Source organism: Microcoleus sp. Pol12B3, from assembly GCF_036701355.1.
GTDB lineage: Bacteria > Cyanobacteriota > Cyanobacteriia > Cyanobacteriales > Microcoleaceae > Microcoleus.
The window spans coordinates 1-13,655 of sequence record NZ_JAUBQS010000027.1 but is presented as its reverse complement, the minus strand read 5'-3'; the positions used below and the strand labels follow the sequence as shown (position 1 = coordinate 13,655).

Sequence of the window (13,655 nt, the reverse complement as noted above, 5' to 3'; positions counted from 1 at the left end):
GCAAATAGCGGTTTGTTTAGAGAATCTAGTTTATCAAATAAACTGGATTTTTGCTATCGGCGGTGAGGGGAATTTTAACAGATCTTTGGCGGTTATACTATTAGTCTGTATGTCACTCAGTCCGCCAGGGTTTAAAACCCCACAGCGAGTAGCTAAAGTCCTATTAAGAGGACTGAAGATTGTGTTTTTTTAACTCTCTGTAAGTCGGTTAAAACCGACTTTAGCTATTAGACAGGGAATTCATTCCCTGGCGGACTGTGTTGCCTCAAGCAGATAATTTATCTGCTTCTCTTGATAACTTTTTTTGATTTTCAAGTTGCGGTTTCAATCCGGCACACAAACTAGACAATTCATCTACATCATGAAAGTTATCCTCGCCAACAAGGTTAATCAGTTTTTGGCTTGCACTTTTACGCCGTGCAAAAACGATGACTGTTTTACGTAAATCCTTCAAAACGGTGATTAAACCTGCAAAGTCCCGATCTGCTAACCCTAGGACAATTATGTCAGGAGAAGGCTTAGTTGCCACTCGTTTGATACAGTCAAACACCAATTGTTTATCTGCACTATTTTTGCCTGAATCGGGAACATCAACGCCAATAAAACCCAGCTTTTCTAGCCGAGTTTTGTCGTTAACTTGATTTTTGTGCTGCGAGTTATAGTAATTTTTCGGCGGTTCTAAACGCCCTTTTGATTTGGCAAAAGTGACCAATAATTCAGCTTGCTTTTGGTTTAAGTGGACACCCTGAGAATCCAACAACATGGCAACTAGCTGAGACTGGGTTTGTTGTTTGCCTGTGGTTCGATGATTGTCCGTCATTTCATTATGCCCTACAAAGAGGTTGACTGGACAGCCTCGACATATCGCGCATCTAGCATTAATGGAGTTTTGTCTGTGGGTTTGCTCAAAAATGAAGATATCGGCACAAGACAATCTGTCACCACAAAACACTGTAATTTTGTTGGGATTTGATTAGCGTCTTAGCTACAGGGTTTACAGAACTGGAACGAGTTTAGTAGCAGCCCGTTGAAGGGAAATTGAACTCAATAATGTTTCGATTTTCTCAAGCTTGTATGAACTTGTCAAAACGACATTAGACGTACTTTCCGCTCAACGGGCTGCTAGAAACTTGCCCCAGTTTTATAAACCGTGTAGCTAAGACGACTCAATCAACATTCCTTCATTTTGAATGCGATCTTTAGTTTTAGCTGTGCTTTTAGGCTAGCGTTCTAATTATTGGATGTCAAGTATTAACTCAAAATAATTTTTTTACATCCTTAGACATCTCACCAAGGTTTTCGCCAACTTGACACCGATCGCCCGTCCCCACATCAAAAACTCTCTCCCCCTTCCCCCGCGATCCCCTCTCCCTGCGGGCCCATCCCGCTGATCTCCGGCATTTGAACAGTAAATGTAAAAATATGTTGCAAACTTTGTACTGCTGTGTTAAGTTTAGTTACATAAGGTTGAAATTAAACGAGGTTTCTGGTCATGGAAAACAAAGACGCAAAAGTTGGCTTCACTGAGTTTGCTGAAACCTGGAACGGCCGTTTGGCAATGTTGGGCTTCGTTATCGGCCTAGCTACCGAATTCCTCACCGGTCAAGGCATTCTCTCTCAAATCGGTTTGATGTAATCAGCTTAACTGCATACAATAGCTGAAATTCAGTCGGGCGACCCCATCACAAGTGCAAAAGCCCCCCCGCTCTTAAGTCCCCTTCACTTCACACGGAAGGGGCTTTTGCATTTTTTATCAAAAAATCTAACAGATGGGACAATCAAAAATCTTTTCCGTCTCAATATTTATCGCGAGACTAACTCCAGCAAACTAAGCAATTTCTACAGACTCAAAAATCCTCAATTTAGGAGTCAAAGTCGCCACCTTCACCAAACCGTCGCGTTTGTGAGTCCGCACGCTGTTACCTAAAATCATCTCCGACAGATCGGGCATTTCCTGCCAGCAGTGCGAGCAGAACCAATAAACGCGATTGTGGCGAGCGTGGCGGAGCAATTTAGAGGAGCAACAAGGGCAACTATTCATGATATTTTAAACCTTTTTTGAAGATATGGAGCGATAACCAAATCATTAGAGAGATTCACGAATGCCTGCATATCTCAATTCCAGGCACAAAAATCAAACATCTCTTTCACTCACAGCTTTGAGCGTCGCGCAAGTAGAACTTTTGGAGGCCTAAGAGTAACACCACAATCAAAAGCTGAACGCTCCAAGGAGCCCAAGAGAAACCCCAAATAAAACAACCCAGCCCGGCCCAAGCCACAAGAACAAAAATATCTTGAGAGGTTTGCCAGTAAACCCAGACTGCTGCCAGAGAAACTATTAGTAGCAAAATGTAAGCTGAGGGCATAATCGTCTTCTCCCAATGTGTCTGCCAACAGTCAGGAGCGATCCCTGACGTTCTGCTTAAACATAAAACTAAAACCTGAAGAACTTATGAAGACGAGTGAGTTGTTACAAAAAGTAAAATAATCCTGCCAGCTTATATTTGTCCGAGAAACCCACAGGAATATTCAGTTCATGGCTGAGGTCGAATGCCGTTAAATAAGCGCAGTACCAATAGGAACTTAGGCATCCATAATTTGTATCAATTTCACCCCAACACCAACAGGGTTGAAATTGATACCGGACTGAGGTTTTTTGTCTTAAGCTGACAAGACGAAAGGCACGGCGCCTAAGTCGCTACATATATCCTGTCCGATCGACCCGATTCGATCTCAGGAACGATACCAAAGAAAGCAAGTTTTTTTAACTATCTTTGCCTGCAAAACTACTGCTTGAAAAACTGTACAATTCAAGGCGCGCGATCGATCTATTCTTGCTCCCAGCCCAAAGCCTCAGCGACCTGAGCCGCCAAAAACATCGGTTCAAAAGGCTTGGCAATCACGCTCACCACCCCCAAATCCGCGAACATCCGCCTGTCCCCAGCCAGAGCCTTAGCTGTCAATAAAATTACCGGAATGTGCTGCGTAGCCTTATTAGCTTGTAACTCTAGAAAAGTAGTAGGCCCGTCTTGGTCAGGCATCATCACGTCCAATAGAATAGCATCAGGCTGTTCGGCAAGAGCCTTAGCAACCCCCTCGCGGCCCGAACTAGCTGTCAGGACTTCCCAGCCCCCCACCAGTTCAAGACTGACTTGAGCTACTTCCCGAATATCTTCCGCATCGTCAATAACCAAGATGCGCTTGGCAGTCAAAATTAACATTTTTTTAGAAATGAGAACTGATCACAGATTAGAGGCGAAATGTGAATATTTTGTAAAGCAAATTATTTTAGCCGATCAGACTTTACAGTAAATTTTCAAAACTGTATAGCAGATGTTGAAGAAAGAAGGAACAAGGAAGACCGAAGTTGCAATCGAGCGGCAGGATTTCAACTAAGAACATCCTAACCGTCTGGCGCGGTTGCTGTAAAATATCCCACCCAAAAAAGCCGCTTTTCCACCTCAAATCGCGCTTTTTGCCTGCTGTCCCCAAACGCCAGAAAAGGCTGAGATTGTTTGTCGATGACTCGATCGAACAATCCGCACAAAATCAGTAACTTTGGGTACACCTGGGTAGTAATTAACTTTCAGTTGCAAGCCCCTCCCTGAGAAGTGGCAGACTTAAGAAAAAAGTGCTGCCCTCCCCCACAACACTCTCCACCCACATCCGCCCCCCGTGCTGGTGCACGATACTGCGACAAATAGCCAGCCCCAAACCAGTACCTCCCTTCTGGCGAGAATCAGAAGCATCAACTTGTTGAAAGCGTTCAAAGACCATCTCCAGTTTGTCTGGCGGAATACCCCGCCCTTGGTCTTTCACAGCAATCACGATGTACCACGAGCTCGGAACTGGCAAGTGCGGAGGCGCGGCGGCCGGCTCAGGAGACAACAAAGACGGAGACGACACCGACTTGTGCGCTGCTTTTTCTACCAAATCCGGATTGTGGGTCAACTCCGCGCTCAGCCAAACCGTAGCGCCCGAGGGAGAAAACTTTATAGCATTACTGAGTAAATTGGTCAAGGCTTGAATTAGCCGATCGGGAACAGCTTGCAATTGCGCCCCCACAGGCTTCACCGACAGAGTAACTCCCGCCTGCTGAGCCATTCCCTGCATCTCGTCAGCCGCCTGCAACATCAGCTCAGCCACATTGCAAGTTTGTTTGATGGCAGTGCTGTAACTCGACTCCATCCGCTCTAAATCTAGGATGTCGTTGACCAAGCGCACCAAACGGTCAGTGTTAGTGACAGCAATCTCCAGCATCCGCTTAGCTTTCTGGGGGTAAGCGTCAAGCAGGCCGCTGTTGAGGAGGCCGAGGGCGCCGTGAATTGAGGTCATGGGCGTCCGCAGTTCGTGGCTGACAACAGAGATGAATTCATCTTTCATGCGCTCGACGGCAAGCCGCTCGGTGATATCTTTAAAAGTCACCACAGCTCCAATAATTTCGCCTTGTTCTCGCATCGGAGCGACAACGTACTCAACCGGAAAACTGCTGCCGTCTCGCCGCCAAAAAATCTCATCGGTGACGCGCCGCGCCTCTCCGTCTTCCAAGGTAGCTAAAATTTGAGAACTTACCCGGTTCGGCAGCAGTTTGCCCGCCTGCGGTGCGGCGCAGTGTGGGACAAGTTCAGAGCCTGAATTGATGTCTGTTGCAGGTGAGAGTTGCTGGATCGCCCTCGAGCATTCTTCCTGTGAACGGTGTAAGCTTTCATAGAGTGGTCGATCGATCAATTGCTTCGATTCGCACCCAGCCATTCTCACAGCCGCAGGATTGACAAAAGTTACTTTTCCCTCTTTGTTCAACCCGCAAATTCCTTCTCCTGCGGAGAACAAAATCATTTCTGTTTGGTGGCGGAGTTGTTCAAAGGCTTTTTCGACTCGCTTGCTGTCGCTGATGTCGCGAGAGATTGTCGAAACGCCCGTTACCGCTCCAGTGGCGTCTTTAATCGGAGAAATCGTCAGGGACACATCTATCTGTTGGCCATCTTTCCGCAAGTGCACGGTTTCGTAATGGTCGATGGTGGCTCCAGCCCTAATATTTTCCAATATTTGGGGTATTTCCTTGGGGCGTTCGGGTATGGCTAAAATCTCGATCGACTGCCCTTTGATTTCCGCCGCGCAGTAGCCGTAAATCTTCTCCGCTCCTGCGTTCCAGCTCTGAATTGTCCCGGTGAGGGTTTTGCTGATTATACCGTCGTCGGAAGACTCGACAATCGACGCTAAGCGAACGAGTTCGTCTCTAGCTTGCTTGTATTCCGTGATGTCGCGGCCCAAAATCACGATACTTTTGCGTCTGCCGTCGGGGTGAAATACGGGTACTTTAATCACGTCGTAGATTTTCACAGTACCGTTTGAGCGGAGAATCACTTCTTCTCCCCTAGAAAGCTTACCTTTTGCCCACGCTTCTCGATCGCTGACCTCGCACGCCTGTAGCGCCTCGCGGTAAAAACTGCTGAGTTCTCCTAGCTGAAAATCTTTGAGACCGCGGTAGTCTATTTTTTCTAGCTCGAACACTTCCAATATCGCTTGATTTGCCTCCTGCCACCTGCCCTCGCCATCTTTGAAGCAGACAATATCTGGCATGGCATTCATCAGCAAGTCGAGATAGGAATTTTCTCGCCGTCCCGCTTCTACCTCCGCCCGCTTGGCGATTTCCCCTTGCAGGTTTTCGTTTGCCGTTTGCAGCGAGTCCTTTAACAAACTTTCTGTAAAAGTCTGTTCTTTAATTACTTCCTGAAGTCTGTGGAGTTCTAGCGACAGCCGCCTGCGGGCCAACAAATTCTCTACCCGCAAGTGCAGTTGGGCGGGTTCGGCGGGACTTACTATCAAATCGTCTATTCTGCGTTCGAGTTGTTTTGCCTGCTGCGAAAATGGCTGCTCAAAAAGAGCAGGCGTTTGGGATTTACTAACAAGCAAAAACGGTAAAAATATCGGCTCGGCGGTAGCTTTTAATGATTCTAGCAGCGGCCCGATGCGATCGAAATTTGCCTCGTCGAGAATGCACAAGTCAAAAGCGATTTGGGGAAAGGGAAATTCGGAGTTGGGATCTAAAGCGCGATCGAGTACGATCACCTCATGCTCGGTGTTGAGGTGGGCGATCGGCAAATTAAGTTGTTGGTGGCGATCGACCAATAGTAAAATGCGGCTCATTAGTGTGTTAATTTCCCCATGACTAATGATATGATGTCCGGTAAATTAACCATTATATGTTTTGTAGTGAGGACTTAAGTCGTCTTTCTTATGAGGGATGAAGCCCTCACTACAAACAAATTTTATAGCCCTCGATCGACCGGACGCGCTCGAAATGATGAAGGCATTAAGTAGCCAGAGTTGAAGCCCCAATTTAATATAATTTGATAATTATTTAATTGTTTGTTGGTTCAAAAAATGACTAATGACTAATTCAGGGGGCGGGTTTATATTTATTTGGGTTGTCAGTTCTATGAAAGCTGGTGCAACCCGCCCCTACAGCCTAATGACTGATTACCGATCGCTAATGGCTTTTTACGGCATTCCGATCGGAATCAAAGCATCTTCCGGCATACAGCTAGAGTAACGACTACCTTCCGATAAAACCGCAATCAGCCTCACCTGCCAGTCGGGCATAATCTGCAAATCCGCCCAGGGCACTGCTACCTCCAAACATTTATCCACTCCCACTTGGGCGCGGCTAATGCGGGGCTGCCACTCATCGCCCTCTTCTGCTTCCTGAAACCAAATCGATTTCGTCAGCAAATTAATCTCTAACTGATGGTGGTATCGATAGTTTAGCGGTGCTTCGTCAGGCAAACCCGACAGCGGAATCAGACTGTTGTGCATCGTGCGATCGGGATAAAACCAGAACAAATTTAACTGCTGCGGGCAATCAATTCCCGGCCGCACCCCTACCTTGAAGTCGGCACGAATGTAAAAATTCAAGTGGTCAACCCCGTACCAAAGCCGCTGAATTGCCGAACTCCGGTGCATCGTACCCCTTGCTCCCCCAACTTCAATCCGACCGGCTTTGTCCCAATCCTGTTCGTTGCCGATACCGTCAATCACCGGGTGAATAAAGCTCAGCGGCAGGTGGTCGCCTTGAACCTCGTGCACCTCTACTTGCCGCCGCACTTCCGGGGGTACGGGCTCGCCGAGAGCTTCGTAAATTCCCGCTACGTGTTCCCGAAATAGCTGGTCGAACATGGCATCTTGGTTCGACGTGTGGCCTTCGCCAAACCACCAGAACCAGTCGGAACCTTCGGCAGCGTAAAGCGCTTCCCAAGCTTCTGGGTTGCTTTCTTCTGTGGCCTCTGGATGGTTGGCCAGCATTTGTCTCGCGGGCCCTAACAAGTCCCAAGCGCGATTTTTCGCGGGGTCGCCGATCCAAGTTGTCAGAGAACCGTCCACCCAGGAACCGGTGTGCAGTTGGGCTGCGGGAATTGTTTCGGTTGCTGGGAATTTGTCGAGAAATTCCGAGACTGTGACTAATTTGATATCTGGGTTGTCGCTGAGAGTTTGATAGAGGGATTCTAAGAACGGTTTGCCGTCTTGGGGATAGAATTCCCAGCAATTTTCGCCGTCTAGGGCGATCGTAACTAACCAGGGATTTTCTAAAGCTGTTTGACCGTCGGACTGTCGGTGTTTGAGAGTTCTGCCGATCGCTTCTAAGTGTCCCACTAAATCTGATGCTGCTTTTTTCGGTTCCATCGAACCGTAAGTAAACCCGATCAAGTCGGACAATCTGTGGTCTCTAAATACTATGGCTAAATCGCCGTCAGGAGTTTCTAAACGGTAAGGGCGATATAAGAATTCTGGTTCGTAGACATTCCCTGTCGCGTCGCGGTTGAAAAAGTGTTTAATTGTCCAGCCCAATACTGCTTCGTCCGAGACTATCCATTTAAAGCCTTGTTTGGCAATGTAGGGCAAAATTTCCGGGCTGACTGCTTGTTCCGACGGCCACAAACCGCGCGGTTGGCAATCAAACCGATCTTGATACATTTCCCAGGCTTTTCTCAAATGTCTGGGAATATCTTCTGCCCACTGAAACCGGTGTTGTGGCAGCGTCATGTTTGGAATAGCTACGCGGCCGCCGTTGGTGTCGGCAAGCAGCGGTAAAATCGGGTGCGTGTAGGGGGTTGTGGAGACTTCTAACTGTCCCTCAGCTTGCATTTTACGGTGCTGGGGAATGATGCGAGCGAGGATTTCTTTTTGTTTTGAGTAGATGTTTTTTCGGTCTACCAAACTAAAATTTTGTCCTTGTTTCAGCCACCCTGCAATATCGGGGTCGTCCCAAAACATCGGGTCAATCCAAGCTAAATTGTGCCACGCCAGCAAGTCGCTAAAATCCTGCAATTTCCAGTTTGCCAAACACCACTTAATGCCTTTTTCCTGCCGCTGAGTGTAGAGTTGAGCGTAGCGGGGATGCGGCTGAATCAGAGTGTGGTAATTGGCGTCAAAAAAGTGTTCTAAAATGAACTCTTGTTCTGGGAGGGTTAAAATTTCTGCTGACTTTAATGTCACCGTCAAGTAAGGGTCTAATGCTTTGTCTGCGATGCAGTCTTCTATCTGCAAAATCAAGGACGGAACCAGGTTTACGGTTTGATGAAGTTTGGGATATTTTGCCAGCATTAGCACTAAATCCAAGTAGTCTTTGACTCCGTGCAAGCGCACCCAAGGCAGTCGGTATTGAGCCTCTGTGGAGTTAGCTGATATTCTGGATTTGTACAGCGGTTGATGTTGGTGCCAAATGAAGGCTACATAAAGAGGGTGAGACATTGAATTTGGTAATTGATAATTGGTAATCAGTAATTGGTAATTGGTAATTGGTAATTGGTAATTGGTAATTGGTAATTGGTAACAGTCAACACTCAACACTCAACAGTCAACTGGTAATTGGTAATTGGTAACAGTCAACAGTCAACTGTTAAACGTCAACTGGTAACAGTTAACTGTCAACCGTCAACTGCCAACTGACTAATTACATTACCTGTTCGACTTCGGCAATTTCTGGGATAGCTTCGCGCAGGCGGCGTTCAATCCCCATTCTCAGAGTCATTGTGGAACTGGGGCAAGAGCCGCAAGCTCCTTGCAGTCTCAGGTGTACTACTGGGCCGTCGATTTCTACGAGCTCGACGTTGCCGCCGTCGGATATCAAGTAAGGGCGCATTTCATCGAGAACTGTTTCGACGTTATCTCTGGTTAGTGCTAGTGTCATATTTCGCCTCTGTGATGATTTCTTGCAGTTGATTTTGTTCTATTTGACTCAAGGGCAGCATTCTCAACCGCACGAGATTTAAGAAACCGGGTTCCTTGACAAAAGACTTGTACACTCAGGTGAACTGGCTGCCGGAAACCCGGTTTCTGTCATGCTGATGCTCGATCTGAATTCGCTCTCTAGTTCGATCGTAGCCTTACTTGCTGCCAAATCAAGTTGATTCTGATAGGTTAACCAAAAAAACCCGTTTTATTTAAGAACTTGGGTTTTCGATCGCGCTACACTACTGCTGGTTCTAGCAGTTTGACGTTGGAGTAGTTGAACTCGGTTGTTGTCAGTTGACCTTTTTCTTTTGCTCGAACTACTTGCTTTGTCATGACATAATAGTCGCCTATCTTCTCAAAGGTATCTTCAAATTCGAGTTCTCTGATGATTTCGTCTGTTTGGGGGTTGCGGAAAACGGCATCATAGTGAGTCGCCAAAGAACCTTCGGGTGTCTCTAAGCTTTTGTGTGTGTCAATTACGAAAGCCATGCGGCCCATCACCCGGCTGACTTGACAAATTGAGAGACCTCGGATTTTATAATTCGAGCCCATTGAGTCGCCTTGCACCAAGATGTCAACAGCTTCGGTGCTGTCCTTCTCGCCCAGGGTAAAGCTATTTTTGCCGTGAGATTTTTCAAATGTCGAGCGTTTGCGGTGGGTGACAATATCGCGCATTTGGGTGTAGACGCTTTGCTGCACTTCCTCATCTTCAATGCCGCTGACTTCCACGCTCATGTCGGGTTTGATGGAAACATGACCCGTATATACTTCGTCGCCCTGTTTGAGTTCAATATCGGCACTGTAACCGGGAAAATTGGCATCCCAGGTATAGCGGTGTTCGTAAGCAGCGCGAAACAAATCGCGAGCGTTGGCTTGCTCTGTCATAAATCCCTCTTTCTCTTGACACCCATCTAGTTTAGCTTAACCGCGAGAAGCCCCACATTCACTGGGTAGGGGAGTTACCCGCACTCTTGGCGAGCACTTTTTGGGGGTGCTGCTGGGCTGGCAATTAGGGCGCAACAAGAATTTACTGTCTCTATCGGTTGCTATGATTTGAAAGTGACATCCTCCTACACCAAATCAAAGATTATGGTATAGGCTTCCCAAGAATCACTTCTTAGGTTTCCTGGTTGTTCTCTTGTGAAATTTCGCCACTTGCCCAGACTGAGTTACCTCAGTCCCCGGTAGATCTGCTGCACAGGCGCTTTCGATTCCCGTCTGTCCAACGGTACTAATGAGGGATATTCCTCGGTTTCTGATATTCTGACCTGCTGCCACGTCTCTATCCGTTGTGTATCGACAGTGAGGACAGCTATGAACTCTAACACTCAGGTTTTTTTTGACTTCCCCGCCACACTCAGGACATTCTTGAGAAGTCCTCCTAGCATCAACTTCGGCAAAGAATTTCCCACGCTTCCAGCACACATACTTAACGATGGTTCTGAATTGTCCAAAAGTAGCGTCAAGCATATGCTTCCCAAACATCCCTTTGGCACTGATGCGGTAATCCAAGTCTTCCATGAAAACCAGATCACCAGGATCGCAAAGGGCATGGGCTTGCTTGAAGTGGAAGTCTTTCCTCGTGTTATCAATTTGATGGTGAAGTCGGGCAAATTTAAGGCGTTGTTTTTCGTAGTTTTTAGACCGCTTACTTTTTCGAGACAGTCTGCGTTGCAGCACTTTAAGCCTACCTTGCAGACTTTTAAAGAACTTTGGCAGTTTTACAAGAACACCGTCACTTGTTGCCAAGAATTTCTCCAACCCAATATGAACTCCAATGGGATGACCGTAGGGTGTTGGGTCGGGAACGTTGACATCACATTGCAGCGAAATAGATGCTTACCATTTATCGACTTTCCTCAAGATTCGCACTTGTTTGACCACAAACCCTGTCGGGATAGGTCGATGCAAGTTGATGGGAATTGCCCCAATCTTGGGCAGTTTAAGGTGCAAATTCGTCACCGGATTCTCTTTAAATTGAGGAAACAGCAACGACTTAAATTGCCCATACTTATTGAATCTGGGGAAACCGAACCCTCTCTCCTGAAAATATTCCCACCCTCTATGCAACTGCTTAATAGCATGCGGTCGAACCTGAGAACGAACCTCACTCAACTTGGGAAATTCTTTCTTAGCTTTCGGCAAGTTATTAAGCTGTTGAATTTCGCCGGGAAACTTCAGCTCTGGAGAAATGATGTACTCTTTCTTCAGAGAGCATCTGTCAATCGGACACTTACGACTGTCACACCAATCCTTTATCTCTCTCAATGCGTAGTTAAATGCGCCTCGACAGATTTCCATCCACTCAATGAGTTGTTGCTCAAGAGCGGAGTCTGGATAAATTCGGTAGCGGTGTGTAAGTGTCAGCATTCCAGTATTATACAGTGTTTGCTAGTGAGTAGTGTAGGGTTAAATGTTGCTTTTAGGGAGATCGAGTCCCATAAAATCAACTTGGGGGAGTCCATGTATCCACGCGCGAAATCAGAGATTATGGTGTGGGTCTTATAGCTACCCCAAATCCCCACGAAAAGATAAAGTCACAAAATGCCTGGTTATTGAGAGCGCGATTGGTCGATCGCCAGACACCAGTCTTTGTTATGGGTTATGTTGAAAAAACTTGTGTCCGCTTTTTAGGGGTTGCACCCGCAGGCAACTATTAGATTCCCCCCTTAATAAAATGCTAGAAACTGTCTACAAACACTTAGAAACATTGCAGGAACAATCTAGGGAATTGCCACTCCCCCAACAGGCAATTTTTACAAAAATTTTGGAAGATTTATCAAATTCTCTACAAGAAATGGCAGGCAGCCGCTTGTTTGAAAGCGCCACAAATAACGCCGCAAAGCTGGTTGAGATTGAAAAAAATAATCGCCTTTTGGAACGCACTGTAGCCCAGCAAGTAGGGCAAATCAGACAGCTACGGGAGCAGTTGGAAAAACAAATCAGCCAGCATCGCAGGGACAATCAAGCATTAACTAAAAGTGAAGCAAAACTGCAAGCTATGCTGCGTAATTCTCCCGATCTAATTAGCATTGTTGGCTCCGACGGGCGAGTTCGATACCACAGCGGAGCCCTACAGAGGCTTTTGGGTTACAACCCAGAAGAAAGAATTGGTAAATTTCACGGCGAGTTAATCCATCCAGATGATTTGCTGGCTTGGCAGACGTATTTTGGTAAGTTGTTAGAATCTCCAGGAATTGGAGGGGCAATCGAATATCGGAAACGCCACGCGGACGGTTCTTGGATATACATGGAGTCGATAGGTAACAGTTTGCTTTACGATTCTAGCGTGCAGGGAATTATAATTAATTCGCGGGAAATAGGGGAACGAAAGCAAGCCGAAATCGCAGTCCGAGAGTCGGAACTCCACTATAGAGTTATGTCGCAAATTACTTCGGATTTTGCCTATTCTTTTAAGGGACTTCCCGACGGCAAGTTCGCCTGCGAGTGGGCGACAGAAGCTTTTGAGCGCGGCACCGGGATCGTTCCTGAAGAATTAGAATCGTTTGGTTGGTGGAACTCTGAACTCGTTCATCCCGACGACAGGGAAATGTTAATTAAACAATTAGAAGGCTGTACTTTCAGCCGCACTGGAGCTAATGAGTATCGAATTATTAATCAAAAAGGCGAGGTGCGCTGGGTGCGGGACTACTGGCAAGTGGTGTGGGACAAAACTGCTGAACGGGTTGTCCGTTTGTGGGGCGCTTGTCAGGAAATTACCGATCGCAAGCAAGTAGAATTGAAACTACAACTCGTTAACCAAGTTTTGCAAGCCCAGATAGCATCGGCGCCGCTGGCAATTAACTGTACCAGCAATGACGGCCATACCGTTGTTTGGAACCGCGCCGCCGAACAACTTTTTGGCTGGACTGCTGCTGAGGTTTTAGGGAAACCTTTACCGAATATTCCTGAAGGCCAAAAGCAAGATTTTTACGCGCTGCTAAAGTCTGCGTCTAATGGCAAACCGCAAAACGGTTTGGAAATATCTTTGTTAAAAAAAGACGGTAGTTCGATCGATGTTTGGCTTTGGGCCGCACGCGTGCGAGATGCGGGCGGCCAGACTGTCGGCAATATCAACATATTTTCCGATCTTTCAGAACGCAAGCGCATAGAGGAAGAACGCCAAAAACTAGCAGCGATGAAAGATATGGAGGAACCTTTTTGGGCGCGATATGTCAGCCCTCCAAAAACTCCGAAAAAAAAGGGCAGTGGGTAATTATATCAAGCACAAGTTAAAACCATTAAAAGTGCGAAAGTGCAATCTTATGCGTGCAATATCCTTTCCGGTCAAATAACCTATTTGATGGGAGTTGTTCCAGCGGACATAATACGATCGATACACCAAGCTAAGTAGGTAGACAGAATTAATTATACAAAAAACTGATAAAATATAATGAAATAAAACAAGTTGTGTATCAACAGAG

13 protein-coding genes are annotated in these 13,655 nt (G+C 46.7%); 2 read left to right on the top strand and 11 right to left on the bottom strand.

From position 1 onward, the window contains the following. Window positions 1–265: 265 nt before the first annotated feature. The gene (locus QUA53_RS15475; protein WP_333098224.1) at window positions 266–820 is read right to left on the bottom strand and encodes an NYN domain-containing protein; all 555 of its coding nucleotides are present in this window, start codon (window positions 818–820) and stop codon (window positions 266–268) included. Window positions 821–1,492: 672 nt separating this feature from the next. On the opposite strand from QUA53_RS15475, the gene QUA53_RS15470 reads away from it, so the two are divergent. Next, complete coding sequence (locus QUA53_RS15470; protein WP_015176459.1) at window positions 1,493–1,636, top strand: chlorophyll a/b-binding protein; 144 nt, start codon at window positions 1,493–1,495, stop codon at window positions 1,634–1,636. A 192-nt stretch (window positions 1,637–1,828) separates the two neighbouring features. On the opposite strand, the gene QUA53_RS15465 is transcribed toward QUA53_RS15470, so the two are convergent. The 10 genes from QUA53_RS15465 to QUA53_RS29235 form a co-directional block, all read right to left on the bottom strand. Continuing rightward, window positions 1,829–1,951: a hypothetical protein gene (locus QUA53_RS15465; RefSeq protein WP_333074128.1), complete on the bottom strand. Its 123-nt coding sequence runs from the start codon at window positions 1,949–1,951 to the stop codon at window positions 1,829–1,831. A gap of 196 nt (window positions 1,952–2,147) precedes the next feature. Then, a complete protein-coding gene (locus tag QUA53_RS15460) occupies window positions 2,148–2,366 on the bottom strand; it encodes a hypothetical protein (protein ID WP_333074130.1) in 219 nt (72 codons plus the stop codon). A gap of 462 nt (window positions 2,367–2,828) precedes the next feature. Further along, entirely contained in the window at window positions 2,829–3,221 is a 393-nt protein-coding gene (locus QUA53_RS15455; RefSeq protein ID WP_333098222.1) for a response regulator, read from the bottom strand. A gap of 182 nt (window positions 3,222–3,403) precedes the next feature. Continuing rightward, window positions 3,404–3,568: a hypothetical protein gene (locus QUA53_RS15450; protein ID WP_333098221.1), complete on the bottom strand. Its 165-nt coding sequence runs from the start codon at window positions 3,566–3,568 to the stop codon at window positions 3,404–3,406. Window positions 3,569–3,579: 11 nt separating this feature from the next. Beyond that, window positions 3,580–6,147, bottom strand: a complete 2,568-nt coding sequence (locus tag QUA53_RS15445; RefSeq protein ID WP_333098220.1) for a PAS domain S-box protein — start codon at window positions 6,145–6,147, stop codon at window positions 3,580–3,582. Window positions 6,148–6,501: 354 nt separating this feature from the next. Then, a complete protein-coding gene (locus tag QUA53_RS15440; protein WP_333098219.1) occupies window positions 6,502–8,748 on the bottom strand; it encodes a glycoside hydrolase in 2,247 nt (748 codons plus the stop codon). A 202-nt stretch (window positions 8,749–8,950) separates the two neighbouring features. Next, window positions 8,951–9,187 carry a NifU family protein gene (locus tag QUA53_RS15435; RefSeq protein WP_006632519.1) on the bottom strand — a complete coding sequence of 79 codons (237 nt, stop codon included), beginning with the start codon at window positions 9,185–9,187 and terminating at the stop codon, window positions 8,951–8,953. Between the two features lie 278 nt (window positions 9,188–9,465). Then, window positions 9,466–10,116: a DUF3386 domain-containing protein gene (locus tag QUA53_RS15430; RefSeq protein ID WP_333098216.1), complete on the bottom strand. Its 651-nt coding sequence runs from the start codon at window positions 10,114–10,116 to the stop codon at window positions 9,466–9,468. Between the two features lie 225 nt (window positions 10,117–10,341). After that, on the bottom strand, window positions 10,342–11,058 hold the full coding sequence (locus tag QUA53_RS29240) for an RNA-guided endonuclease InsQ/TnpB family protein (RefSeq protein ID WP_445304957.1): 717 nt from the start codon (window positions 11,056–11,058) through the stop codon (window positions 10,342–10,344). A 12-nt stretch (window positions 11,059–11,070) separates the two neighbouring features. Beyond that, window positions 11,071–11,601 (bottom strand): RNA-guided endonuclease InsQ/TnpB family protein, encoded by a 531-nt coding sequence (locus QUA53_RS29235; RefSeq protein ID WP_445304955.1) that lies wholly within the window; start codon window positions 11,599–11,601, stop codon window positions 11,071–11,073. A 307-nt stretch (window positions 11,602–11,908) separates the two neighbouring features. Here QUA53_RS29235 and QUA53_RS15420 point away from each other — a divergent pair, with 307 nt between their 5' ends. Beyond that, window positions 11,909–13,447, top strand: a complete 1,539-nt coding sequence (locus tag QUA53_RS15420; protein WP_333098214.1) for a PAS domain S-box protein — start codon at window positions 11,909–11,911, stop codon at window positions 13,445–13,447. Window positions 13,448–13,655 lie beyond the last annotated feature (208 nt).

Excerpts from the sequence above, each read along its gene's own strand:
- QUA53_RS15465 (WP_333074128.1), bottom strand. The coding sequence starts at position 1,951 with ATGCCCGATCTGTCGGAGATGATTTTAGGTAACAGCGTGCGGACTCAC.
- QUA53_RS15430 (WP_333098216.1), bottom strand. The coding sequence starts at position 10,116 with ATGACAGAGCAAGCCAACGCTCGCGATTTGTTTCGCGCTGCTTACGAA.
- QUA53_RS15420 (WP_333098214.1), top strand. The coding sequence starts at position 11,909 with ATGCTAGAAACTGTCTACAAACACTTAGAAACATTGCAGGAACAATCT.
- QUA53_RS15470 (WP_015176459.1), top strand. The coding sequence starts at position 1,493 with ATGGAAAACAAAGACGCAAAAGTTGGCTTCACTGAGTTTGCTGAAACC.
- QUA53_RS15445 (WP_333098220.1), bottom strand. The coding sequence starts at position 6,147 with ATGAGCCGCATTTTACTATTGGTCGATCGCCACCAACAACTTAATTTG.
- QUA53_RS15460 (WP_333074130.1), bottom strand. The coding sequence starts at position 2,366 with ATGCCCTCAGCTTACATTTTGCTACTAATAGTTTCTCTGGCAGCAGTC.
- QUA53_RS15475 (WP_333098224.1), bottom strand. The coding sequence starts at position 820 with ATGACGGACAATCATCGAACCACAGGCAAACAACAAACCCAGTCTCAG.
- QUA53_RS15455 (WP_333098222.1), bottom strand. The coding sequence starts at position 3,221 with ATGTTAATTTTGACTGCCAAGCGCATCTTGGTTATTGACGATGCGGAA.
- QUA53_RS29235 (WP_445304955.1), bottom strand. The coding sequence starts at position 11,601 with ATGCTGACACTTACACACCGCTACCGAATTTATCCAGACTCCGCTCTT.
- QUA53_RS15440 (WP_333098219.1), bottom strand. The coding sequence starts at position 8,748 with ATGTCTCACCCTCTTTATGTAGCCTTCATTTGGCACCAACATCAACCG.
- QUA53_RS15435 (WP_006632519.1), bottom strand. The coding sequence starts at position 9,187 with ATGACACTAGCACTAACCAGAGATAACGTCGAAACAGTTCTCGATGAA.